This window comes from Gluconobacter sp. Dm-73 (genome assembly GCF_018256215.1).
Lineage (GTDB): Bacteria > Pseudomonadota > Alphaproteobacteria > Acetobacterales > Acetobacteraceae > Gluconobacter > Gluconobacter cadivus.
This window is the reverse complement of record NZ_JAERLW010000001.1, coordinates 229,826-252,940: the sequence shown is the minus strand read 5'-3', so window position 1 is coordinate 252,940 and position 23,115 is coordinate 229,826. Positions and strand designations below refer to the sequence as shown.

At 62.3% G+C, this 23,115-nt stretch carries 21 protein-coding genes; 7 read left to right on the top strand and 14 right to left on the bottom strand.

Features of this window, described 5'->3' with window-relative positions; genetic code table 11:
• Window positions 1-26: 26 nt before the first annotated feature.
• Complete coding sequence (locus JK176_RS01185; RefSeq protein ID WP_211586009.1) at window positions 27-2,534, top strand: helicase-related protein; 2,508 nt, start codon at window positions 27-29, stop codon at window positions 2,532-2,534.
• A 37-nt stretch (window positions 2,535-2,571) separates the two neighbouring features.
• Here the strand turns inward: JK176_RS01185 and JK176_RS01180 are convergent, their stop codons facing one another.
• The 10 genes from JK176_RS01180 to JK176_RS01135 all read right to left on the bottom strand — a co-directional run bounded on the left by JK176_RS01180 (window position 2,572) and on the right by JK176_RS01135 (window position 12,425).
• On the bottom strand, window positions 2,572-3,177 hold the full coding sequence (locus JK176_RS01180; protein WP_211586008.1) for a helix-turn-helix domain-containing protein: 606 nt from the start codon (window positions 3,175-3,177) through the stop codon (window positions 2,572-2,574).
• Between the two features lie 252 nt (window positions 3,178-3,429).
• Window positions 3,430-4,197, bottom strand: coding sequence for an META domain-containing protein (locus tag JK176_RS01175; RefSeq protein ID WP_211574077.1), 768 nt, complete (start codon window positions 4,195-4,197; stop codon window positions 3,430-3,432).
• 12 nt (window positions 4,198-4,209) lie between these two features.
• Window positions 4,210-5,472 carry a serine--tRNA ligase gene (gene serS, locus JK176_RS01170; protein WP_211586006.1) on the bottom strand — a complete coding sequence of 421 codons (1,263 nt, stop codon included), beginning with the start codon at window positions 5,470-5,472 and terminating at the stop codon, window positions 4,210-4,212.
• Between the two features lie 24 nt (window positions 5,473-5,496).
• The gene (gene tatC, locus JK176_RS01165) at window positions 5,497-6,282 is read right to left on the bottom strand and encodes a twin-arginine translocase subunit TatC (protein WP_062033683.1); all 786 of its coding nucleotides are present in this window, start codon (window positions 6,280-6,282) and stop codon (window positions 5,497-5,499) included.
• Entirely contained in the window at window positions 6,279-6,884 is a 606-nt protein-coding gene (tatB, locus tag JK176_RS01160; protein WP_211586005.1) for a Sec-independent protein translocase protein TatB, read from the bottom strand. Before tatB ends, tatC begins: the two co-directional genes overlap by 4 nt.
• Before the next feature lie 9 nt (window positions 6,885-6,893).
• A complete protein-coding gene (scpB, locus tag JK176_RS01155; RefSeq protein ID WP_211586004.1) occupies window positions 6,894-7,493 on the bottom strand; it encodes an SMC-Scp complex subunit ScpB in 600 nt (199 codons plus the stop codon).
• Window positions 7,490-8,248 carry a ScpA family protein gene (locus tag JK176_RS01150; RefSeq protein ID WP_211586003.1) on the bottom strand — a complete coding sequence of 253 codons (759 nt, stop codon included), beginning with the start codon at window positions 8,246-8,248 and terminating at the stop codon, window positions 7,490-7,492. Before JK176_RS01150 ends, scpB begins: the two co-directional genes overlap by 4 nt.
• A gap of 10 nt (window positions 8,249-8,258) precedes the next feature.
• A complete protein-coding gene (locus tag JK176_RS15075) occupies window positions 8,259-9,401 on the bottom strand; it encodes an SPOR domain-containing protein (RefSeq protein WP_211586002.1) in 1,143 nt (380 codons plus the stop codon).
• On the bottom strand, window positions 9,398-11,206 hold the full coding sequence (gene argS, locus JK176_RS01140) for an arginine--tRNA ligase (protein ID WP_211586001.1): 1,809 nt from the start codon (window positions 11,204-11,206) through the stop codon (window positions 9,398-9,400). Before argS ends, JK176_RS15075 begins: the two co-directional genes overlap by 4 nt.
• A gap of 43 nt (window positions 11,207-11,249) precedes the next feature.
• On the bottom strand, window positions 11,250-12,425 hold the full coding sequence (locus JK176_RS01135; protein ID WP_211586000.1) for a deoxyguanosinetriphosphate triphosphohydrolase: 1,176 nt from the start codon (window positions 12,423-12,425) through the stop codon (window positions 11,250-11,252).
• Between the two features lie 190 nt (window positions 12,426-12,615).
• Here JK176_RS01135 and JK176_RS01130 point away from each other — a divergent pair, with 190 nt between their 5' ends.
• Together JK176_RS01130 and xth are read left to right on the top strand one after the other, a co-directional pair.
• The gene (locus tag JK176_RS01130; protein WP_211585998.1) at window positions 12,616-12,960 is read left to right on the top strand and encodes an iron-sulfur cluster assembly accessory protein; all 345 of its coding nucleotides are present in this window, start codon (window positions 12,616-12,618) and stop codon (window positions 12,958-12,960) included.
• A gap of 4 nt (window positions 12,961-12,964) precedes the next feature.
• Window positions 12,965-13,741: an exodeoxyribonuclease III gene (gene xth / locus JK176_RS01125; protein WP_211585996.1), complete on the top strand. Its 777-nt coding sequence runs from the start codon at window positions 12,965-12,967 to the stop codon at window positions 13,739-13,741.
• 44 nt (window positions 13,742-13,785) lie between these two features.
• On the opposite strand, the gene JK176_RS01120 is transcribed toward xth, so the two are convergent.
• Entirely contained in the window at window positions 13,786-14,058 is a 273-nt protein-coding gene (locus JK176_RS01120; protein WP_062033715.1) for a YXWGXW repeat-containing protein, read from the bottom strand.
• 340 nt (window positions 14,059-14,398) lie between these two features.
• Here JK176_RS01120 and JK176_RS14890 point away from each other — a divergent pair, with 340 nt between their 5' ends.
• The gene (locus JK176_RS14890; RefSeq protein WP_249194087.1) at window positions 14,399-14,863 is read left to right on the top strand and encodes a hypothetical protein; all 465 of its coding nucleotides are present in this window, start codon (window positions 14,399-14,401) and stop codon (window positions 14,861-14,863) included.
• A gap of 88 nt (window positions 14,864-14,951) precedes the next feature.
• Here the strand turns inward: JK176_RS14890 and aspS are convergent, their stop codons facing one another.
• The 3 genes from aspS to JK176_RS01100 all read right to left on the bottom strand — a co-directional run bounded on the left by aspS (window position 14,952) and on the right by JK176_RS01100 (window position 19,340).
• The gene (aspS, locus tag JK176_RS01110) at window positions 14,952-16,748 is read right to left on the bottom strand and encodes an aspartate--tRNA ligase (protein ID WP_211585994.1); all 1,797 of its coding nucleotides are present in this window, start codon (window positions 16,746-16,748) and stop codon (window positions 14,952-14,954) included.
• A 93-nt stretch (window positions 16,749-16,841) separates the two neighbouring features.
• Complete coding sequence (locus tag JK176_RS01105) at window positions 16,842-18,413, bottom strand: FAD-dependent oxidoreductase (RefSeq protein WP_211585992.1); 1,572 nt, start codon at window positions 18,411-18,413, stop codon at window positions 16,842-16,844.
• A 156-nt stretch (window positions 18,414-18,569) separates the two neighbouring features.
• Window positions 18,570-19,340, bottom strand: coding sequence for a DUF2076 domain-containing protein (locus JK176_RS01100; RefSeq protein ID WP_211585991.1), 771 nt, complete (start codon window positions 19,338-19,340; stop codon window positions 18,570-18,572).
• A 154-nt stretch (window positions 19,341-19,494) separates the two neighbouring features.
• Between JK176_RS01100 and JK176_RS01095 the strand changes: the two genes are divergently transcribed.
• Genes JK176_RS01095 through JK176_RS01085 form a run of 3 tightly spaced genes read left to right on the top strand, consistent with a single transcriptional unit; the run spans window position 19,495 to window position 23,111 of the window.
• The gene (locus tag JK176_RS01095) at window positions 19,495-20,370 is read left to right on the top strand and encodes a glycine--tRNA ligase subunit alpha (RefSeq protein ID WP_099285417.1); all 876 of its coding nucleotides are present in this window, start codon (window positions 19,495-19,497) and stop codon (window positions 20,368-20,370) included.
• The gene (gene glyS, locus JK176_RS01090; RefSeq protein ID WP_211585990.1) at window positions 20,363-22,417 is read left to right on the top strand and encodes a glycine--tRNA ligase subunit beta; all 2,055 of its coding nucleotides are present in this window, start codon (window positions 20,363-20,365) and stop codon (window positions 22,415-22,417) included. Before JK176_RS01095 ends, glyS begins: the two co-directional genes overlap by 8 nt.
• A 25-nt stretch (window positions 22,418-22,442) precedes the next feature.
• The gene (locus JK176_RS01085; protein WP_211585988.1) at window positions 22,443-23,111 is read left to right on the top strand and encodes a hypothetical protein; all 669 of its coding nucleotides are present in this window, start codon (window positions 22,443-22,445) and stop codon (window positions 23,109-23,111) included.
• Window positions 23,112-23,115: the final 4 nt, after the last annotated feature.

The following is a 23,115-nucleotide window of genomic DNA, read 5'->3' as shown; positions in this document are numbered from 1 at the left end:
ATGCCGGAATGACGCACAAGACTCTTATGACAGACGACTCCATGCCGGACGCCCCTCTTTCCGACACTCTCTCTCCGGCCGAACGCGCCCTTGCGCGGGCCGAGGCTGATTTCGGAAGCCCGCTCGAGATTACATCGCGTGAACGCCCTGCCCTGCTGCGCCAGGTCGCGCGCAGGCTTGAAGGCCCGGAGGCAAGCCTGTCCCATGACGGGCTGATCGAGGCGCTATGCGTTGTGCGCCGTAAGACCTGGGCATCCCAGCTCATGAATCTGTGTCGCAGGGCCGGTGAAGTCTGGGTCAGCAAAGCCGACACGCAGGACGCGGCGGCCCGCACCCATGACCCCCGCGCCGACATGCCTGCCCTGCGCCGGACACTGGACGACGTCCTGATGACGCGCTGGCAGGAGATGGGCGATTCTCCGCGCGCCGTTCTGGAAGATGTTCGCGCCGATCTCGCCGACACCGGGCTTATCCTGTCGAGTGGTCAGCTTGAAAAGCTCTCACAGAGCATTGCCCGCGCCTTCGGCAGCGTCGATCTGGGCTTTGAGGACGATCTGCGGATTGCGGAAGAACGCCGCGCTCGCGAACAGGCCGACATTCAGGCCCGCGCCGAAGAACGCAGGGCGCGCGAGCTTGAGCGCCTGCGGCAGTGGGAAGAGGGACTCGTCAGCTTCGACGACCTCCCCGGCGTTCTGCACTGCTCCCGCCGCGAGGCCCTGCGCTGGGTTGCGGAAAACCGGATTCCCGTTGCGCGCCGCGAAACGCGACCGGACGGAATCGAGCTGTTCTTTTTCGATCCCACAGAACTCAAGCGCCTTCGGACGTTCCTGCCGCAATGGCGTAGCGGAACGAAAGACCGGCCGGAAGTTCTGGATCTGGGCAACAAGGCGGGCAATGCGGCCATTGCCCGTGTCGCGGCGCTGGACCGGTTCGCGGCTCATTTCCGCACCGCGCGTGCGCTGAAACGGCGCATCACGCTCGTGACCGGGCCGACGAACTCCGGCAAGTCCTACACAGCGCTCAATGCGCTAGCGAATGCCGAGAGCGGCCTAGCGCTCGCGCCCCTGCGCCTGCTCGCCCATGAATTCCGCGAGTCCCTGCTTTCGCGCGGCGTTCCGGCATCCCTGTCCACGGGCGAGGAGCGGATCGAAATGCCGGGTGCGCGCCATCTGGCAGCGACGGTCGAGATGTGTCCGTTCCATAACCCGGTGGATGTGGCGATCATCGACGAAGCCCAGATGCTCGCCGATCCGGACCGTGGTGCCGCCTGGACGGCTGCCATCATGGGTGTCCCGGCACGGCATGTCTTCATCCTCGGTGCGCCGGACTGCATTCCTCTGGTCAAGCGCATCGCCGAGCTTTGCGACGATCCGGTGGATGAGATCCATCTCGAACGCAAAAGCCCGCTCAAAGCGGGTGAGACGCTGCATCTCGATGAACTCAAGCCCAGCGACGCTGTCATCGCCTTTTCGCGCCGCGAAGTGCTGGATCTGCGCGCCGAACTCATGGCCCGCGGGCGTCGGGTGGCCGTAGTTTACGGCGCTCTGAGCCCGGAAGTCCGGCGTGCGGAAGCGGCCCGGTTCAACAATGGTGAGGCCGATATCCTCATTGCGACGGACGCCATCGGCATGGGGCTGAACCTCTCCATCCGGCGCGTGGTGTTCAGTGCGCTGCGCAAGTTCGACGGACGCCAAACGCGCGATCTGGTCTCGCAGGAAGTCAAACAGATCGGCGGGCGTGCCGGACGATACGGCAAGCATGAAAACGGGCTGGTCTGCGTATTGGCTGGAGCGGGCAGCCCGACCTTCGTTAAGAAGATGCTCAGCGCACCGCCTGAAGTCGTGACGGAACTCCGCCCGCTGGTTCAGCCGGATTCGGATATCGTTCGGGCGGTTGCAGAAGAAATTGCCAGCGACAGTCTTTATGGCGTTCTGACACGCATCAAACATGCCGTTCTGCGTGCGGATGACCCGAACTATCGTCTCGCCGACATGGAACAGGCGCTGGAAATCGCCGCTGCTCTGGAAGGCGTGGAAAACCTCGATCTCTCGACCCGCTGGACCTACGCCATGTGCCCGATCGATGAGCGGGACAACGGGATCCAGCGCCTTGTCCAGTGGGCGGCCGATCATGCGGCAGGGCGCCCGGTTCCACCGCCGGGTACGGGGCGGCTGCCGCATCCGGAGCAGGCGGGACGTGAGGAACTGGAGCGGGCCGAGAAGCGGCACAAACGGCTGGTGGCCTGGCGCTGGCTCGCTTTGCGCTTCCCGGACGCTTATCCCGCCCGTCAGGACGCGGAAATCAACACGTCCATTCTCAATGACTGGATCGAACAGGTTCTGCGGACCCAAAGCCGGATGCGCGAGAGCCAGAAGCAGCAGCGTATCGGCGGACGCCCGGGGCGCGGCGGCGGGAAGTCTGGAGACAGAAGCTCTTTTTCGGGTTCGAAAAAGCCGGGGTCCCACTCGGGAGGCCGGACGCTCCCTGCGAAAAGTGGCAAGCGTCCCGGCAGTACACGCAGACGGCCCTCTTAACAGGGCACTGGCCTGACGAAAGTCAGGCCGTTTTCGCTCAGGCCGACTTGGGCGGGCGGGGAGTTTTTGCGCTCTGGCCTTCACTGTGACGCACGCGTCGTTCGATCCATTTCTGGGCCTGCAACTTGATGAGCGGATCGAGCTGCCGGTAGAGGGCGAGCATCGTGTCTTCATCAGGCGTCAGGGTGGCCTGAATCGCCTTGTAGGCCATACCCGTCAGCAAAACTTCGGGCTCCACGCCCAGAACTTCGGCCAGACCACCCAGATGCTTTCCCACATGGCCTGAGCGGCCTGTTTCCCAAAAAGCCACGGCCGAGCGCGAAATCCCGACTTTTTCGGCCAGCTGATTCTGGCTCAGCCCGGCCATTTCCCGCAAAAGCCGAATACGACGCCCAAGCTCAAGCCCGGGGGAAAGCTGTGCCTGTGGAATGGCTTTTTTGGTCAATACGGCCTCCGTTTCTCTAATCCATGCCTTGTATGCCGCTTCGGAAGTCTGCGTCGGAACAAGCGACTTTCCTTCTGTTCTGAAGCAGACGCGCCCCGCGGCAAGCGTCACAATTTCGCGCACTTCGCGCACTGTCCGGTCAGATGCGGAATAAGACGTCCATTTCTGCCCGAGACCGAGCTGAAGTGCCGTTTTCATGTCTAAACCTCCAGACTGATGACAGCGGCGCGATCCATCCTGCGCCCGTTCTGCGACAGAAATTTTCCGCCTGTCAGAGTTTTCGCGTCATCAGCGAAAAGCTCTGTCTGCTCGATCCATTTGGAAGATAGCGGTAGCCGGATCAGATTAGTCCTATTTCGCTTTTCAAGGAAAGAGGGAGGATACCCCCCTGCCCTTTCAAAAAACACGGAGGACGAAAAGTTTCCTGAAAATCCGTCTTTTAGCGAATTTCTACTGGGCATCCTGCGGTACCAGCACCATCGTGCCAGACGTCGCATTTCCGTGCAGGACAAGATGGTTTTCACCGTCCCGGGACCATGACGTTACGGTCGGAAAGAAGGCGCCGATCTTCTGTTCCTGCGCCATCAGCGGCGGCAGGCAGGCTTTTCGTGTCGTGGCCATTGGCTGGAACTGAAGCGTCTGCGCTTTAAGCCGGAAATGGCCCATCAGACGGTTGCAGCCATCCGTCCCGTACACCGTGCCATCCTGTTGAAGGGTCAGACCCGGCGCTTCGGGGGTATTGGGGATATTCAGATTGCCGACACTCTGGATTCGCCATGTTCCGTACGGTGCGCGAACGGTCGTTTCCGCGACACGCCGCAGCAGAAGCTGCGGGTGATCGAGCGGCGTGCCTCCGTCGGGCGTGGCGAACAGTCGCTGCCCCTCAACCGTAATTTCCGCGTTCAGCACATAATGCCCCCCTGGCGGCAGCGCGGGGTAGGTCAGCGTATAGGGAATGGGCACGCCATGATGGATCTCCGCGCGCTGCTCGGCCATGACGAGGGGCGCGCCATGCGTGGCTCCCGTATCCTCGATCCAGACGCTCAGAACAGCGCCCGGTGGCAGGGCCATGCGCTCACGATACAGAGCCTGACCCTGCAGCGTGTGCATGGTGGCCGCCTGACTCGCCATCTGGCTGGCCGCATAAACCGGTGCAGTGGACAGGATTGAGCCTGCCACCAGCAGGTTCAGGGCAAAGCAGCGGAGCGTGATCATCATGCGTCAGTGTCCTCAGCCGATGCGGTTCAGCCCGCCCATGTAAGGACGCAGAACCTCGGGGATATCGATGCTGCCGTCTTCGTTCTGATAAGTCTCCATGACCGCGATCATCGTCCGGCCGACAGCAAGACCGGAGCCGTTAAGCGTGTTGACGAAGGCCGGTCCGTTTTCTGCACGATAGCGCGCATTCATGCGGCGTGCCTGAAAATCGCGCGTGTTGGAGCACGAGGAAATTTCACGCCATGCCTTCTGACCCGGTAGCCAGGCTTCCAGATCGAACGTCTTGGCAGCACCAAACCCCGTATCGCCCGCGCAGAGCAGCATCCGGCGAAAGGTGATGCCCAGACGCTCCAGAACCGTCTCGGCGGCCTGCGTCATGCGTTCGTGCTCGGCGTCGCTGTCTTCGGGACGCACGACGGAGACCAGTTCGCATTTGGTGAACTGGTGCTGGCGCAGCATCCCGCGCACGTCGCGCCCGGCGGAACCGGCTTCGGAGCGAAAGCATTGCGAGAGTGCGGTCATGCGGATCGGCAGGGCATCAGCGGGCAGAATATCACCCATGACGGACGCTGTGAGCGGGACTTCGGCGGTCGGGATCAGCCAGCGGCCGTCTTCGGTACGGAACGAGTCCTCGGCGAATTTGGGCAGCTTGTCCGTGCCGTACATCGCGTCGTCATTGACCAGAAGCGGCACGCTGGTTTCGCTGTAGCCGAACTCGGTCGTATGGGTGTCGAGCATGAACTGGCCAAGGGCGCGTTCCAGACGCGCCAGCGCACCGCGCAGAACCACAAAACGCGTGCCCGACAGTTTGGCCGCGGTCGGGAAGTCCATCTGGCCCAGCGCTTCGCCGAGTTCGAAATGCTGTTTCGGCTCGAAAGCCAGCTCGCGCTTTTCGCCTCGGACATGGACGACGACGTTGTCATCTTCGCTCCTGCCGTCCGGGACGGAGGCGTCAAGACGGTTTGGCAGGGCTTTCAGCACATCGTCGATCCGGGTCTGGATCGTGTTGGCACGCTCTTCAAGCCCGGCGATCTGATCCCGCAGGGCTACGGCCTTTGCTTCAATCTCAGCAGTGTCGAGCTTCTGCCGCTTGAGCAGGCCAATTTCCTTGGCGATCGTCTTGCGGGCGGCCTGCGCGTCCTGAAGTGCGACCAGAGCAGCCCGGCGCTCTTCGTCTTCGCTGACGAGTTGCTGTCCCACGGGTGACAGGCCCCGACGTGCGAGAGCAGCGTCAAAAGCGGCCGGGTCGGCGCGCAGGGCTTTCAGGTCATGCATGGTTCAGGGCTCCGGCAGGTGTCATCAGTCTTCGTCGGCGGCCATCGGTTTCGGTTCCACGAACCGGGCCGTCAGAATGGATACCTCGTACAGTGCGACGAGGGGAATGGCGAGGCTCAGCATCGTAATCGCATCCGGCGGCGCAATGACGGCCGCAACAGCAAACGACGCGACGACAGCATAGCGACGGAAACGCTTGAGTTGCGCCACGCTCAACAGTCCCACACGGACAAGCAGAGTCAGGATGACGGGCAACTCGAAGCAGACCCCAAACGCCAGGATCATTTTCGTCACCAGCGTCAGATATTCCGAGACCTTGGCCTGAAGCTCGATCTGCATGCCGCCATCAGTATTCTGTGGCGTCTGGAAGGACAGGAAGAACTGCCACGCGTAAGGAAACACGACGTAATAGGCCAGTGCAGCGCCAATCAGGAACATGATGGGCGTGGCGATCAGGAAGGGCGCAAAGGCGCGTTTCTCGCTACGATACAGACCGGGCGCGATGAAGATCCATGCCTGAATGGCGATCATCGGAAAGGACAGGCAGGTCGCGCCGAACACGGCCACGCGGATATAGGTAAAGAAGGCCTCATACAGCGCGGTGTAGATCAGGTGCGGCTGTTCGCCGTTTTTGCGCATGATGTTGCCGAGCGGGGCCGCCAGAAAGCGGTAGATCTCGCCCGAAAAATGGTAGCAGATGGCAAAGGCGATCACGAAGGTCACGATCGACCAGATCAGCCGTTTGCGCAGTTCCACGAGGTGTTCGAGGAGCGGCATCGGCGTGTCGTTGATGCTGTCAGTGTCGGTCATTCGCCGTCCTTTCCGCTCGCGATGGGGATGCGCCGACCGGCATGGATGGCCCGGACAGGCGGCAGAATATCAGGCGCGCGCCAGCGGGAGCGCTCATGCTGGAGCCGCCGTGCCGTGCTGGGCGGGAGAATGGACGGAGCACCAGCGACATCTTCGTTGACGTCCGGCTCCTCCTGCACGGGCAGGTCCACGGCTGGCTCGAACTGCGGGCGGGCATTGTACGGCACCGTTTCCAGATCGGTCAGGGAGGGCGGTGGCGGAGGCGGCGGGGCTGGCGGAACCTTTGGCAGCGCGGCAGCGGACGCTTTCGTCGGCGCATCCAGTTCCAGACTGCGACGGATGGAATTGTCGCCGTCGATCGCTTTCGTCACGCGGTCGCGCAGGTTAAAACTTTTCAGATCCCGGAACTGGTCACGCGCCTCGGACAGATCGGCCTCACGGACCATTTCGTCCACATGGGACTGAAACTCCGAGGCCATACGCCGCATCGCCTTCAGCCCGTTGGACAGGGTGCGGATGGCCACCGGCAGGTCCTTCGGGCGGATGAACACCATCGCCACCATCACGAACAGCGCAATTTCCGAGAAACTGAAGTCAAACATGCGACATTCCTAGCCTGTCTGCTCCGTTCCGCCTACGGCAGAACCGTCCGGGGCATCGTCTTCCGCCTCCGTGGAGGCCCGATCCAGCAGGAAATCTTCCCTCCGCGGCAGGGCGGCAAGATCGGGAAGGGCAAAGCTTTCCAGAAAATGAGCCGTGGTGCCCCACAGAACAGGGCGACCGGGCACCTCCTTGCGGCCTTTGGGCGCAATCAGGCTGTCTGCCAGCAGGGCGTCGAGCACGGCCTGTCCGAGCGAAACGCCCCGAATGGCCTCGATTTCAGCGCGGGTGCAAGGCTGGTGATAGGCCACGATCGCCAGGGTTTCCATCGCCCCCCGGCTCAGACGGCGGGGCTTTTCCACGACTTTTGTCAGAGCGGGTGCGTATTCGGGGCGGGTGCGGAACTGCCAGCCACCCGCGACCAGCACCATTTCGATGGCATGATCGGCATAGAGTGCGCGGATGGCCTCAATCGCTTCCTCCGTTGCGACGGCAACGGACTGGGCTTTGAGCAGTTCTGCGATTGCAGACGGTTTGACGGGTTCGGGACTGGCGAAAACCAATGCCTCCACAAGGTGGCAGGCCCGGTCGAGCATTCCGGAGTCGCTCATGATGCGGGGCGCCATTCGATGAGACCGAAAGCCTCAGGCTGACGTAGTTCCAACGCCCCGCCCTTCGCCATTTCCAGCCCTGCGAGGAGCGTCCCTGCCAAAGCTGCGTTGCGTCCGTATGGCCCTTCCTCTCCGTCCAGTTCGTTCGGGTCGGGCAAAAGGGAGGTCAGGGTGTGCCAGCCGACCACGCTGTCGGTTCCGAGGAGGCGTTTGAGGCGGGAGAGCGCGTCCTGCACGCTCCAGTAGCGGCGGGCCCGAGGCGCATAGACCGTGCGGCGGCCTGTTCTGCGCCGGGCGGACAGATAGGCCATAATCAGCGCGGGCATCTCCACACGCAGGCCGGAGCGGTCGATTTCGGTATGGTCCTCGCCCTGCCCGCGCCGGAATACGTCCAGTCCGAGCCGAGGCTGTGCGGCCAGCCACTGGGCGGCGGCACGCATCCGTTCGAGTTCGATCAGACGTTCCTGAAGAAGCTCGATGGCATCTTCAGCATCCGGGTCTTCATTTTCGGCAGGAAGCAGCAGTTTGGATTTCAGCCATGCAAGCCATGCCGCCATGACGAGCCAGTCCGCCGCAAGTTCCAGCCGCAGGCTCCGCGCTTCCGCACGCGCCTTGTCCACGACGGCCAGATATTGCTCCACCAGTTGAAGGATGGAGATTTTCGCCAGATCCACCTTCTGTTTGCGGGCAAGATCGAGGAGCAGATCCAGCGGCCCCTCGAACCCGTCAAGCGTCAGATGCAGTGTCTCGCTCAAACGCCAGCGCTCAGAACTGGGCTGGCGTACAGGCGACGGACTGCGCGTGCAGCTTCACACAATAGGCCCGCGCGGCTTTCAGATCCGCAAATCCGCCGATCCGCAGACGCACGAACGTATGGTCGCCACGCGTGGTCTTCTCAAACAGCGGCGTATGCCCGGCGAGCAGGGCCGGAGCCTGATGGCGCAGACTGTCCCACTCCTTGCGGGCTGCGGCCTCACTGTCGAGCGCGCCGAGCTGCACTTCATGCGAGCCGGACGGGGCATCCGCCTTGGAGGCCGTTTTTTCGGGAGCAGCGACCTTTGGCGGCGCGACACTCTCGGGTTCCGGCACAGGAGCGGGAAGCGGCTTTTCAACTGGGCGGGCCGCGTGATGCACGGGCGCTTCTTCTTTTTTCGGTACCTCTTTTGGAGCTTCAACCGGGGTATTGGCAGCAGTATCCGTCGGGGCAGCAGGCTGAACCTGCGGCTTCTCCGGCGTCGTCGCAGGCGGTGCTGCGGACTGAGGCTGTTCGGGTGCGGCAGATGCGGTTGCGTCCGGGCTGTTCGCAGGAGCGGTCGGAGCCGGAGCATTTCCCGGAGTTGTGGGAGGCACGGCTGCGCCCGGCGTTGCATCTGTCTTTGCAGGATCCTGCGTTGGCGCGCCCGGAGGCACGCCGTACTGACGGGCCAGCGCCTTCGTATCGGGCTGTTCGGGGCCGGGCGCGAGATGCGCCTCGCCATTGCCAGTCATGTCGGTTTCCCCGCCATCACCGCTCATGATCTGCATTCCGCCCGGATCGGCGGGGCGGTCCTTCACGGGGCCGGGCGGCGGGCCGATAATGGGAATGCCGCCGTGATGGGTTCCCATAAGCGACCAGCCGCCGACCGCCAGCATCAGCACAACGCCGATACCCACCGCGCCGCCGACCAGCTTGCGCGTTGCGGGATCATTGCCCAGCAGGGATGTCAGGCGCCCTGCCCCGGCAGTATTCGCTCCTGTCGGCGGGCGACGACGCGGAGCGGGTTCGTCGTCATAGTCGTTACTCAGGCGTTCACGATCAAAACGCTGCTGCGGACGTGGGCCCGGTGCCGGACTGGAAGGCTGTTTCGGAGAGCGGCCATAATCGCCGGGGTCGGCGTTTCCGCGTCCCTGATCGTTTTCCGGGCTCATCGCATTTCCTCCACCGGCACGACGCCGAGAATGGTGAGGGCACAGCGCAGCGTTCCCGCAATGGCCGAGACCAGCGCCAGCTTGGCGAGGCTGGTTGCGCGGTCGTTCTCGTGCAGGAAGCGCAGGGTGGTATCTTCGCGGCCCCGGTTCCACAGGGCGTGGAAGTCAGACGCCAGATCAATGCAATAAGTCGCGATCCGGTGCGGTTCACGCGCCGTAGCCGCGGCTTCCACACTGCGGGGGAACGCGGCCAGACGGCGCAGAACGGCCAGTTCGACGTCCGAAGACAGGTTGGTCAGGTCAGCACCGCACAGGGCTTCCGGCGTCACGGCATCCGCGCCAAACATCGTCTCGGCCGAACGCAGAACCGAGCGGCAACGGGCATGGGCGTACTGGACGTAGAACACCGGATTGTCGCGCGTCTGGGCGACGACAGCATCCAGATCGAACTCCATCTGCGCGTCGGCCTTGCGGGTCAGCATCGTGAAGCGCACGGCGTCCTTGCCCACTTCGTCCAGAAGGTCGCGCAGGGTCACGAACGTACCAGCGCGCTTGGACATCTTCACCGGCTCGCCATTTTTCACGACGCGCACGATCTGGCACATCACGACTTCAAAGCCGGTCTTGCCATCCGTCAAAGCGGAAATGGCGGCCCGCATCCTCGAGACGTAACCGCCATGATCAGCGCCGAGGACGTCGATCAGGACGTCGGCATTCTCAGCCTTCTGGGCGTGATAGCCGATATCATTGGCGAAGTAGGTGTTGGTGCCGTCGGATTTGCGGAGCGCACGGTCCTGATCGTCGCCGAACTCCGTGGAGCGGAAGAGCGTCTGCGGACGGGCTTCCCAGTCTTCCGGCATCTTGCCCTTCGGCGGCTCCAGCACGCCCTCATAGAGCAGGCCTTTGCTGTCGAGCTTGGCGATCGCGGCGTCGACACGACCACTGGCCAGCGTTTCAGCTTCGCTGGCGAAGACTTCATGCGAAATGCCGAGCGCTTCCAGATCCTCGCGGATGGCAGCCATCATCTGCGTCAGCGCTTCACGACGCACAGTCTCGAACCAGACGGACGGATCTGCCGGGCCACCTTCGGCATTGGCGAGCGAACGTCCGTGCTTTTCAGCAATGCTTTGCGCGACGGGGATCAGGTACTCGCCCTGATATTGCAGGCCATTCGGTGTCAGGGCACCGAATTCGTCTGCCGGGATGTTCGTGCCGATGGCCTGAAGATAGCGCCAGTATGTGGCCCAGGTCAGGGCGACAACCTGAGTTCCGGCATCGTTGATATAGTATTCGCGCGTCACCGGGCTGCCTGCGGCTTCGAGCAGGTTTGCCAGAGCGTCTCCGACCACGGCACCACGGCAATGACCGACATGCATCGGGCCGGTCGGGTTGGCGGAGACGTATTCCACGTTCACGCGTGTTCCCTGCCCCATCGTGGAGCGGCCGTAGCGGTCGCCCGCCTTGAGAACGGAAACAGCCACGCCCTGCAGGACTTCGGGCTTGAGTGTCAGGTTCACAAAGCCCGGACCGGCAGCTTCGGCCTTCGCGATCCCCGGCAGCTCGGAGAGTTTCACGACCAGTTCGGCGGCAATATCGGCGGGTTTGCGGCGCGCGGGCTTGGCGGCCAGCATCGCGGCGTTCGTTGCCATATCGCCATGGGACGGGTCGCGCGTGGGGGTCAGGTCGACGCGCTGCACCACCTCTTCCGGCAGGCCGGGGACGACCGATCGCAGAGCCTCGCACACCTGAACCCGGGTGCGGGCAAAGAGACAGTCAGTCGTAAGGGTCGTGGTGTCAGCGGCCATTTCAGCTCGATTCCTGTAACGCGTCTTTAAATCAGAGGCTCTATCAGCCCAGCACGGAGAGGTCCGTCAACCGTCGATGTTCTTCCATCGCGAAACGATCGGTCATTCCGGCAATATAATCGGCCACCAGACGCCTGCGCTGCACGTCATCGGCGGCTTTCGCACGGCCCCGCAGCGGATCGGGCAGAAGGCCGGGGTCTTCGGAGAGGATGTCGAAGATTTCCCGGACCGCAATCTTGGCTTTCCGCGCCATACGGTTGACGCGCCAGTGCCGGTACATGCGGGCATAGAGAAACTTGCGGATGGCCTTGTTGGCTTCTCGCATGTCCGGGCTGAACGCCACGACAGGATATCCGGCATGGCGGATGTCGTCAGCCGATTGCGGGTTGAGCGCTTCAAGATTGCGGCGCGTCTGGTCCGTGAGGTCCGTGGCGAGCTGGTTGATGACGACGCGGATGGTTTCATGACGCACGCGCTGCGCCTGATCGGACGCCTCACGCCCGATCAGGCGTTCCATCTCGCGCGACCGGCGCAGAGCGTCTCCGACCAGCGGCAGGTCTTCAATATCCTCAAAAGACAGCAGCCCGGCGCGCAGACCGTCATCGAGATCGTGGCCATGATAGGCGATGTCGTCAGACATGGCGGCCACTTGCGCTTCTGCGGACGCATAGCTTTGCAGATCCAGATGATGTTTCGCGTCGTATTCCGCGAAATAGGGCGTCGGGCGTTTGACCGGGCCATTATGCTTGGCCAGCCCCTCCAGCGCTTCCCATGTCAGGTTCAGACCATCAAAGGCGTGGTACCGGGCTTCGAGCGCGGTTACGAGCCGCAGGGACTGGGTATTGTGATCGAAACCGCCCCAGTCCTTCATCGCGAGCGCGAGGGCGTCTTCCCCGGCATGGCCGAACGGCGTGTGACCGAGATCATGGGCAAGTGCCACGGTTTCGGTCAGATCCTCGTTAAGGTCCAGATTACGGGCGATGGAACGGGCGATCTGCGCGACTTCGAGCGAGTGTGTCAGGCGCGTGCGGAAAAAATCGCCTTCGTGATTGATGAAGACCTGCGTCTTGTATTGCAGGGTCCGAAAGCCTGCGGAATGCAGCACACGGTCACGGTCCCGCTGCCAGGGCGAGCGGACCGGGCTTTCCACTTCAGGGTAGAGTCGGCCTCTGAAATCCGTAGGGGAGCCGGAATCCTGTACCGCGTAGATCGCTACCATCAAGACATGTCCTGCGTGAGCCGTCGGGCCGGGAGAGCGCCGTTTCGGGCGGCTTACGGGGGCATTCTACGCCAGCATCGTGCCGGTGCAAGCGTGACCCCTCTGCCCTTCCCCTTTGCTCTGGGGGGCGCTCTGGCCATATAATCAGGACCGCAGTTGTCTTTTCAGAAAAGTCCGGGAACCAGAACCCATGTCCGACACCGTGCCTTTCAGTGTTTCCGCCAGTGCGGCCGCCCGCATCAGGGAGATCATTGCAGCGCAACCCGAACCCGACGGGCTCGCGCTGCGCGTTGCGGTGCTGGCCGGAGGCTGCAACGGGTTTCAGTATCAGTTCAAGCTGGAACGCGATCAGGCCGCGGATGATGTCGTCATCGAACGGGACGGCGCGCGCGTGTTCGTGGATACGACCAGCCTCGACCTGCTGGAAAACGCGGAATTGGAATTCGTGGACAAGCTGATGGGCGCCCATTTCACGGTCACGAACCCCAATGCGGCCTCGTCCTGTGGCTGCGGCACCAGCTTTTCGCTAGCCTGAGTTCATGAGCAACACGCCGTTTACCTTCGCAAGCTGGAACATCAATTCCATCCGCGCCCGCGCCCATCATGTTCAGGACTGGCTGGAGCGCCATCCGGACTGCGATCTGCTGTGCCTTCAGGAGATCAAATGCGAGGACAGCCAGTTTCCAGCCGTGTTCGCAGAAGCCGGACTGCATGTCGCGACCTCGGGGCAGAAAGCCTATAATGGCGTCGCCCTGATCGGACGCCGACCTTTCACAGTGACGCACCATACGCTTCCGAGCTTCGATCATCCGTCTGCCCGTTATATCGAAGCGGAACTCGACGGCATTACGATCGGTAATCTTTATCTGCCGAACGGCAATTCCGGCGGCGAAGACGGTTACGCGACCAAGCTGGCGTTTTTTGACGCTTTAGCGGAACGCGCGCGTGTTCTGCTCGATGCAGAAAAGCCGTTTGCGTTCATCGGCGATTTCAATGTCTGCCCGACGGACGAGGATCTGGCGCCCGGCGCGCTGTCACCTGATGATGCACTGGTGCGACCCGAGACGCGCGCGGCGTTCCGCAGGTTAAAATGGATGGGACTAACGGATGCCCTGCGCACCCTTCACCCTGCGGGCCGGCATTACACGTTCTGGGATTATCAGGCGGCGGCGTTCCAGCGAAATTCGGGCCTGCGGATCGACCATGCGCTTCTGTCGCCCCGTCTGGCCGAGCGTCTGACAGCGTTCGTGATCGATCGGGGCGAACGGACGAAGGAAAAGGCCTCCGATCACGTCCCGGTTCTCGTTACGGTTTGAAGATGCAAGGGGAACAGGCCACCCGCCTCCCCCTTTGCGTCCCCTCATGCGTGTCGCAGACTGGGTTTTCGACTCAGATGGCCCGGCTGCCACTGATACCCGTTGCCGCTCCAGCGCCAGTAGCCCGGTACCCAGTGCAGGTCTCCGCGATGGGGCGGAATTGTTTCCGGCAGCGTATGCGGCGGCGGAGGCGGCTGGCGGTATGGGCCGCTATAGGGCACGAACTGGGCATGGGCTGTTCCCGACATCGGCGCAATCGCCATCGTACCTGCAAACAGGGCGGAAACAGCCAAGATCCCTGACAGATGTTTCAGCATCAATGCTCTCCTTTCCATGACGCCTTGTCACGGAAAGATGATGACGGGAGCGTCTTGGCGCAGCTGAGGCGCATCTGTGGCGGAATCCGGGCAGATCATGATTTTATGTTGCATGTACGATGCCTTTCCCTACGCCTGTAACGGAAAGATACAGAAGTTGATGTGTGTCTTTTAAGATACAGATTTAGAATTAGATTTATTTCTAGCCTTTGAATTTGAATATATTTTATTGACTGTATCTTTTTTGATACAAGATTTGGCATGCGCTCACATCTTGCACATCCGGCTCGTACGCCATTACCGCAGACCCTCATGTCGTTTTTCGTTGGGGGTTTTTACCATGTGCATAGACTGGCGGCTTGCGGCCTATATTCTCGGCAGCGTCTGGGCCTTCCCGCTTCGCGCCCAGAGCCCTGCCTATTTTATGCCCGCACATCATACCGCCCGGACACGAATGCCCCACCCGGATGTGCTGAGAGATCCTGCGCTGCTGGACAGCATGACAGGTCGATCCGGGTCAGGCGGATTAAGTTTTGAGCAGACAGGAATGTCCCCCGTTGTGCGACGGGAGTGGATGAAGCTGGATCTGTCGAATCTCTCAAAAATTGGCCCTCTGGACGTCGAGCGGGCAGCACAATCGCCGCTGATGGAAGAAAAAGGTGTGACGACGACTTTCGCCTACCCGTTGAAAGCCCTTCCAGGCGTGGACCTGACGGCGAGTTTCTTCGGAGGACACCGCGATACCATTCAGGGTGCCGCAGGCGGGAGTGCAGCCGTCACAGGCGGCATCCGGGTGCATTGGTGAGAGCAAGCGGCCAAGCATGGCAAAAAAAACCGGCACCTCCCGTTAAGGAGATGCCGGTCAGGTAGAAACAGGAAACCCTGTCTCGGAGTTACTTACTGGCGGTCGGCTTGGGCTTCGGCAGGTCGAGCGCCAGATGAAGTTCCTTCAGACGGGCGGGCTCGACCGGAGCCGGGGCTTCCATCATCAGGTCTTCGCCGCTCTGGTTGAGCGGGAAGAGAATGACTTCGCGAATGTTTGGCTCATCGGCCAGCAGCATCACGATACGGTCCACGCCCGGTGCTGCGCCACCATGCGGCGGGGCGCCGTAGCGGAAGGCATTCAGCATGCCACCGAAGCGCTCTTCCACGACTTCGGGACCATAGCCTGCGATTTCGAACGCGCGGAGCATGACTTCCGGCAAATGGTTCCGAATCGCGCCCGAGGATAGTTCCACGCCGTTGCAAACGATGTCGTACTGGTAGGCGTTGATCGTCAGCGGGTCCTGCGTGTTCAGCGCCTCAAGCCCACCCTGCGGCATGGAGAACGGGTTGTGCGAGAAGTCGACCTTCCCGGTTTCCTCGTTCAGCTCGAACATCGGGAAGTCCACGACCCAGCAGAAGCGGAACGCGTTCTTCTCGATCAGGTCCAGTTCTGTCGCGACCTTGGTGCGGACGACGCCGGAGAACTTGGCGACTTCATCGCCCTTGCCTGCGGCGAAGAACACGGCGTCCCCAGCCTTGAGGCCGCAGGCTTCACGGATGCTCTCGACGCGCTCGGCTTCGAGGTTCTTGGCAATCGGGCCTTTGCCACCTTCGGCTTCAAAAATGATGTAGCCCAGACCACCGGCACCGCTTTCACGCGCCCATGTGTTCAGCTTGTCGAAGAAGCCGCGCGGACGGTCACCCGCACCCGGAGCCGGAATGGCGCGGATCTGGCCGCCCGAAGCCGCGATCTTGGCGAACAGGCCGAAACCGGATTCTTGGAAGGCTTCCGTGACGTCCTTGATGATCAGCGGGTTCCGCAGATCCGGCTTGTCGGAGCCGTAGTCGCGCATCGCGTCAGCATACGGAATGCGCGGGAATGCGCCGTCCGTGATCTTCCAGCCTTCAGGCGTGAACTCGTTGAACACGCCCGCAAGGACGGGCTCGAGCACCGTGAAGACGTCTTCCTGCGTGACGAACGACATCTCGAAATCGAGCTGATAGAACTCGCCCGGGCTGCGGTCAGCGCGCGAGGCTTCGTCACGGAAGCAGGGAGCAATCTGGAAGTAGCGGTCGAAACCGGCAACCATCGCGAGCTGCTTGAACTGCTGCGGCGCCTGCGGCAGGGCGTAGAACTTGCCCGGATGCAGACGGGCCGGGACAAGGAAGTCCCGCGCGCCTTCGGGGGAGGAGGCCGTCAGGATCGGCGTCTGGAACTCCGTGAAGCCCTGCGCGATCATGCGCTGGCGCAGACTCGTGATGACCTTGCTGCGAAGCAGGATGTTCTGGTGCATCTTGTCGCGGCGCAGGTCGATGTAACGATACTTCAGGCGCAGTTCTTCGGGGTAGTTCTCGTTGCCCGCGACCTGGAATGGGAGAACTTCAGCGCTGGAGCGGACGTCCAGAGATTCGGCCAGAACTTCGACGTCACCGGTTGGCAGGTTCGGGTTGCGCTGCGATCCATGACGCACCACGACCTTGCCGGTCACGGTGATGACGCTCTCGACACGCAGGCGCTCGACCTTTTCCAGCAGGTCCGTGCCCGAGGGGATGACGATCTGCGTGACGCCATAATGGTCGCGCAGATCGATGAACAGCAGGCCGCCGTGGTCGCGCTTGCTGTGCACCCAGCCGGAAAGGCGGACGGTCTGCCCGGCGTTCTCTTCACGCAGGGCGCTACAGTCATGGGTGCGGTATGGATGCATGGCGGGCCTCTTCAACGTCCTGTGCGGATAAGTGGGCGCAGGAAGCCGGGACGGCCCTCTGATGTCAAGTTTTCTGCGACCTCAGGGGCGGGTTCAGGCCTTTTCCTTCATGAAACCATCAAAATCGACTGCAGCCCGCGCCATGTCTGCGGCATGCCCTGCCCCGGCCAGCGCGATGGGTTTGCCGTCCTTGAGATAGGTCGCAAGGAACCTGAATCCGCGAATATCGCCTTCCAGGGCCACATTGTCGAAGCTCTCGCCCCAGCCCAGAAGCTCGATTTTCTTGCCGAACTGCTGCGTCCAGAACCACGGTATCGGAACGTTCGGGGTATCATGCCCCATCATCGCAAGAGCCGCGATCCGCCCCTGTACCTCGGCATGACGCCAGTGCTCGATTCGCCGTGGCGCACCATCATGAAAGACGGCGGATGCGTCCCCGGCTGCATAGACGCCGGGATAGGCCCCAACATCATCGCCCCGCGTTACGCGCATCTGGCCGTTCACAACAATCGCACCACTTTTGTCCCGCTCCAGCCCCAGAACATAATCCGTGGCCGGGATGACCCCGACGCCGAGCAGCACAAAAGCGGCGGGCAGACGGGTTCCATCATCCAGTTCCACGCCCGACGCCGTCCCGCCGTCGCTCTCATTGGCATAGATCTTCGTCACCCGCGCATCCGAGACGAACGCCACACCGTTTTCTTCATGCAACTGGCGCAGACGAATGCCGATTTCACGCCCGAACTGTTTTTCCATCGGGATTTCGTTATCGGAAACAATCGTTACTCCGACGCCGCGCTGACGCAGGGAAGACGCGGCTTCCAGCCCGATGAACCCCGCACCGACGATCGTGACCGCCAGATCGGGGTCGAGAATGGCGGCAATCCGCTCGGCATCCGCTTCGCGATGCAGCGTATAGACGCCCTTCATGTCCACGCCCGGAATATCCGGCTTTTTAGTCACGGCGCCCGTGGCGATCAGGACGTGATCGGCTGTCAGTTTTGTCCCATCCTGCAAAGTTGCGGTGCGGGTCTGCGGGTCGAACTGTGCCACATGGCCGCGGATGCGCGTGATGTCGCGCTCTGTATAAAACTCCTCCTCCCGAACCGGGGGCGCATGGGCTTTTTCGGATTCGCTGACGAGGACGGTCTTGCTCAGGGCCGTGCGGTCATAGGGAAGATCCTTTTCCTCGCTGACCATTGTAATCGTGCCCGCAAAGCCCTCTGCCCGAAGCGTCACCGCCGCGCTGACGGCTGCGGCCCCGGCACCAAGCAACAGCACGCTGTCGCCTTCCTGCCGTTTCGCGGGCGCGACACGCTGCACCGGTTTCAACCCGACCAGAACGCGTCCATCGACAATCTGGGCGGGGTAACGTGGCAGGGGATCGAGGGCCAGCGGCTCGACGAGGCTTCCATCCGTCGCGTCAAAAACCGCTTTGTGCCAGGGGCAGACCAGCACACTGCCTTTTTCCGTCCGGCAGAACGCGCCCTGCTCCAGCGGTGCCTCCTTGTGCGGGCATTTCCCAGCGAACGCATGGATTTTCTCGCCATCGCGGATCAGGACGACCGGCGCTCCGTCCAGCGAAAACGGAGTGATCCTGCCATCTTCAAGCGCATCGAAAGCGGAGAGATCGCGGAAATCGGCATTCGGGGCGGAGTGGGACATCAGATGGGGCCTCCCGATCGGGAAAGAGGTCAGTCATGAGAGCGAACGCAGCATAGGGCGACGGGTTGGCAAACATCAAAAAACCCGCCCGGACATAATAGTCCGGACGGGTTTTTGAAAATGCACTGTCTGACAGAGCCAGTTGACAGGACCAGATCAGAACATGTCGTCGAATCCGCCGCCATCACCGCCGCCGAAGTCTCCGCCACCGGAATCGACACCGCCGAAATCGGAGTTGGAGAAGTTGCCGGCATCAGTGCCCGAACCGCCGAAGGGATCTGCGCTCGAAGCATCACTGCCATAATTGTTGATGATGGTATCGCCGCCCGTGCCCCAGCCGCCGGCTGCGTCGCCGCCGCCGCTGTGATGGTCGGAGAACAGGCCTTCAAGCGCATTGGCGGCCATCATGCCACCCGCAACACCCGCAGCCGTGGTCAGGGCCGAGCCTAAAAAGCCTGAGCCGCCACGCTGGAACATGCCCGGTTGATAGCCCGGCGGATACCCATATTGCTGCTGCGGCATGAAGTTCGGCGGCGGTGCGGCCTGTTGTGCGCCCCAGCCCGGCGGAGGAGCGGCTTGCTGCGGACGATTGCCGCCACTGAAGAAACCACCGAAAAGCCCGCCCGGCTTGCCGCCACCGGACTGCTGCGCCTGTGCGAGCTGCTGCTGGGTCTGCTGGAGCTGGAATTCGAGCTGACGGATCCGGTTCTGCGCCTGCGCCAGAGCGGCTTCCTGCACCACGGCCATCTGGGTGACGCGGTAGCGGGCTTCCGGGTACTGCTGGAAGTTCTCGGCGATGAAGCGGTCCGCTTCGGGGTCGACGGGCGGCAGAGGGGCGGCCGGTGGCTGGCCGGGTCCCGTGACCTGCGGCCCTCCCCCGACACGGGCGACGAAACGGGCGATCAGATCGCGTTCTTCGTTGTTCATCGTCATCATCCTTCCAGATGAAGAAATTGCTGAGCCTCCATCATATGATGCACCCACGACCAGTCTACAAGATCAACCGCAGGAGGCTCCCTTCCGGTTCAGAGCCGGTGCCTGTAAGGTGGCGCCCGATTTCTGCCAACCGGAGCCTATCGAATTGTCTGCGACCCGGCCGCTCTGTTTTCAGGACCTGATCCTGCGCCTTCATCAATTCTGGTCCGAGAAGGGCTGCGCCATTCTGCAGCCCTACGATACCGAACTCGGAGCAGGCACGCTCTCCCCTCACACCACGCTTCGCGCGCTCGGTCCCAAGCCGTGGGCCGCCGCCTATGTGCAGCCCTGCCGCCGTCCGTCGGATGGCCGTTATGGCGAGAACCCGAACCGTCTTCAGCACTATTACCAGTATCAGGTACTGCTCAAGCCGACGCCGGAAGACAGCCAGCAGCTTCTGCTCGACAGCTATCGCGCCATCGGGATCGACCCCGAACTGCACGATATCCGATTCGTCGAGGATGACTGGGAAAACCCGACCATCGGCGCATGGGGGCTGGGCTGGGAAGTCTGGTGTGACGGGATGGAAGTCTCGCAGTTCACCTATTTCCAGCAGGTTGGCGGCATTCCGACCGTCATGCCGTCCACGGAACTCACCTACGGGCTTGAGCGGCTGGCGATGTATGTGCAGGGCGTCGAGAACGTCTATGACCTCGATTTCAATGGCCGTGGCCTGACCTATGGCGACGTGTTCCTGCGTGCCGAGCAGGACTATTCGCGCCATAATTTCGAGCTTGCCGACACGCAGATGCTGCTAACCCATTTCAATGATGCCGAGCGCGAGTCCATGCGTCTGTCCGAGGCTGGCGTGGCCCAGCCCGCTTATGACCAGTGTCTCAAGGCCTCGCATCTGTTCAATCTTCTGGATGCACGCGGCGTGATTTCCGTGTCCGAGCGCGCCTCCTATATCGGGCGCGTCCGGGCGCTTGCCAAAGCCGCCTGCGACGCCTGGCTCGCCGGTGAGGAGACGTCCCATGGCTGAACTCTTTCTCGAACTGTTCAGCGAGGAAATCCCCTCCGGCATGCAGGCCCGCGCAGCGGACGATCTGGGATCGCTGCTGACCAAGGCGCTCGACGGCCTGAATCCGCGCGATCTGCGCACGTTCTTCGGTGCCCGGCGCATCGCGGCAGCTCTGAGCATCGATGCCGAGATCCCGGCCCGCAGCGTGTCCGAACGCGGCCCGCGCGAGGGCGCGCCGGAAAAGGCTCTGGAAGGCTTCACGCGCAAGCATGGCGTCACACCGGCGGATCTGACGCTGGAAAACGGCTTCTGGGTTCTGAACAAGTCGCTCGATCCGGTGAGCGCGGAAAGCCGCGTGTCCGAGGCCGTGCCCGATCTGCTGTGGAAGTTCCCCTGGCCGAAATCCATGCGCTGGGGGGCGGCCTCGAACTTTACATGGGTTCGTCCGCTGCGCCGGATCGCATGTCTGCTGGACGGGCATGTCGTGCCGTTCGCTCTCGCCCGTGACGGGGATGACGCGCATGGGCTGAAGGCCTCCAACCTCTCCGAAGGCCATCGCTTCCTCGCACCCGGCGCGTTCGAAATCCTGTCCGCCTCACAGTGGCAGGACGAGCTTGAGACCCGCTCGGTCATCGTGGGCATGGACAGCCGCCGCGACATGGTCCGCACGGGTGTGGCGCGTCTGGCGGAGCAGCATGGCATTACGGTTGTGCAGGATGACGGGCTGGTCGATGAAGTCTGCGGGCTGGTCGAATATCCGGTCCCGCTTCTGGGCCAAATCGACGCCGCGTTCATGGATCTGCCTGCCGAAGTGATGCAGGTCTCCATGCGGATCAACCAGCGGTATTTCGCGCTGCGCAATCCGGATGGGAAAGCCGCGCCGTACTTCGCCTTCATCGGCAATCTGCCGTTCAAGGACGGTGGCAAGCTGACAACGGCGGGGAATGAGCGCGTGCTCCGCGCCCGTTTTGCCGACGCACGGCATTTCTGGGATCTGGACCGAAAAACGAAGCTGGCCGACCGGGTTCCGGCGCTGGCAGCGGTGACCTTCCATGCCAAGCTGGGCACGCAGGCCGAGCGCGCTGAGCGGATTTCGAAGCTGGCGGGCACCGTGGCACAGGCCATGGGACTCGACGGCGCACAGATTGCTCAGGCCGAACGTGCGGGTCTGCTGGCCAAAGCGGATCTGACGACCGGGATGGTTGGCGAATTCCCGGAACTTCAGGGTGTCATGGGCGGCTATTACGCGGCCCATGATGGCGAAGACGAGGCCGTTTCCCGCGCTGTGGCCGAGCATTACCTGCCGCGCGGACAGTCTGACGACACGACAAAAACGCCGGTTTCAGTGGCCGTGGCTCTCGCGGACAGGCTGGATCTGCTGGCCGGGTTCTTTGCCATTGGCGAACTGCCGAGCGGTTCGGGCGATCCGTATGCGCTGCGTCGTGCCGCACTCGGCATCATCCGCACGATCCGTGACAACGGGCTGCGTCTGGACCTGACGGTGCTGTTCGCACAGGCGGCGAACGGACGTGCAGAGGGTGAACTGGCCAAGCTGCCGGACTTCATGGCCGAGCGTCTGCGCGTGCAGCTTCGCAGCGAAGGCGAGCGGCATGACGTTCTTGCGGCCATCCTGACGCACGGTCTGGATGGCGATCTGGTCCGGCTTCTGGCCCGGACCTCGGCTCTGTCGGACATGATCCAGACGGAAGACGGCCGCAACCTGCTCGCCGCCGCCAAACGCGCCGCCAACATCCTGCGTATCGAGGACAAGAAGGACGGCCCGCATACCGGCGCGCCCGATCCGGCTCTCTATACGCAGGACGAAGAACGCGCTCTGGCTGCCGGTCTGGATCAGGCTGTTCCTGCGATTGAAACAGCTCTCAAAGAAGAGCGTTTCACGGATGCGATGCAGGCCATTGCGGCCCTGCGCCCGACGCTGGATCGCTTCTTCGAGGCCGTGACGGTCAATGCGCCGGAGCCGGAGGTGCGGGCCAATCGCCTCAAACTGCTGGCCCGCTTCCGCGCCACAACGGCCCTGATTGCCGATTTCGGGCAGATCGAGGGCTGATTTTCAGGGGAAGCGTAGGATACGAATGTCCTTCGCTTCTCCTTCGACCGAACGTCGACCGACAGACGCGCTGTTCCCTTCCACAAAAAAGGCGACGCTGATGAACCCGCTTCAGATTCACCTCATTACCGCCGAAGCCACAGACACGTCTGCCATCGTCAAGGGACATATCAGCGGAGGCGTCGTCGGCGGACAGTCCGGTACGGTCGGAATGGTTCATGGGCGCACTGACACCATTCTCTCCACGCATATCTTTTACGAAAACCGGGCCTATACGCTCAGTCAGGTTAACGGGAAGCTTCCGATCCGGGCCGGAGACAGGCTGCTTGTTCTGTGTCGCAAGACAAAGACTGGGGAATGGGGTGCTCTGTCCGTCCTGAACCTAAGCAACGGGACGTCCTATAGTCATAGTAGCGGGGCTATAGCGATCTATCTGTGGGCGGCGGCTTTTCTGTCGCTTTTCACCATATTTTTCGGGGTCGGGCTCGTTCTGGCCCCGCTCATGCTCTATCTGGCGGGAAAATTCACGTTTGTGACCATGCCACAGATTCAGGCCGCTAATGCCCGTCTGACCATGATCGAAGCCCTCCCGCCAGAGGCCCGTGACGCTTCGATTGCGGACTTCAACACATCGCCGCCGACCTCTATAGCCCGTACACCCGCCGATATTCTGGCCGGGCGTCACAGGACCTGAGGGG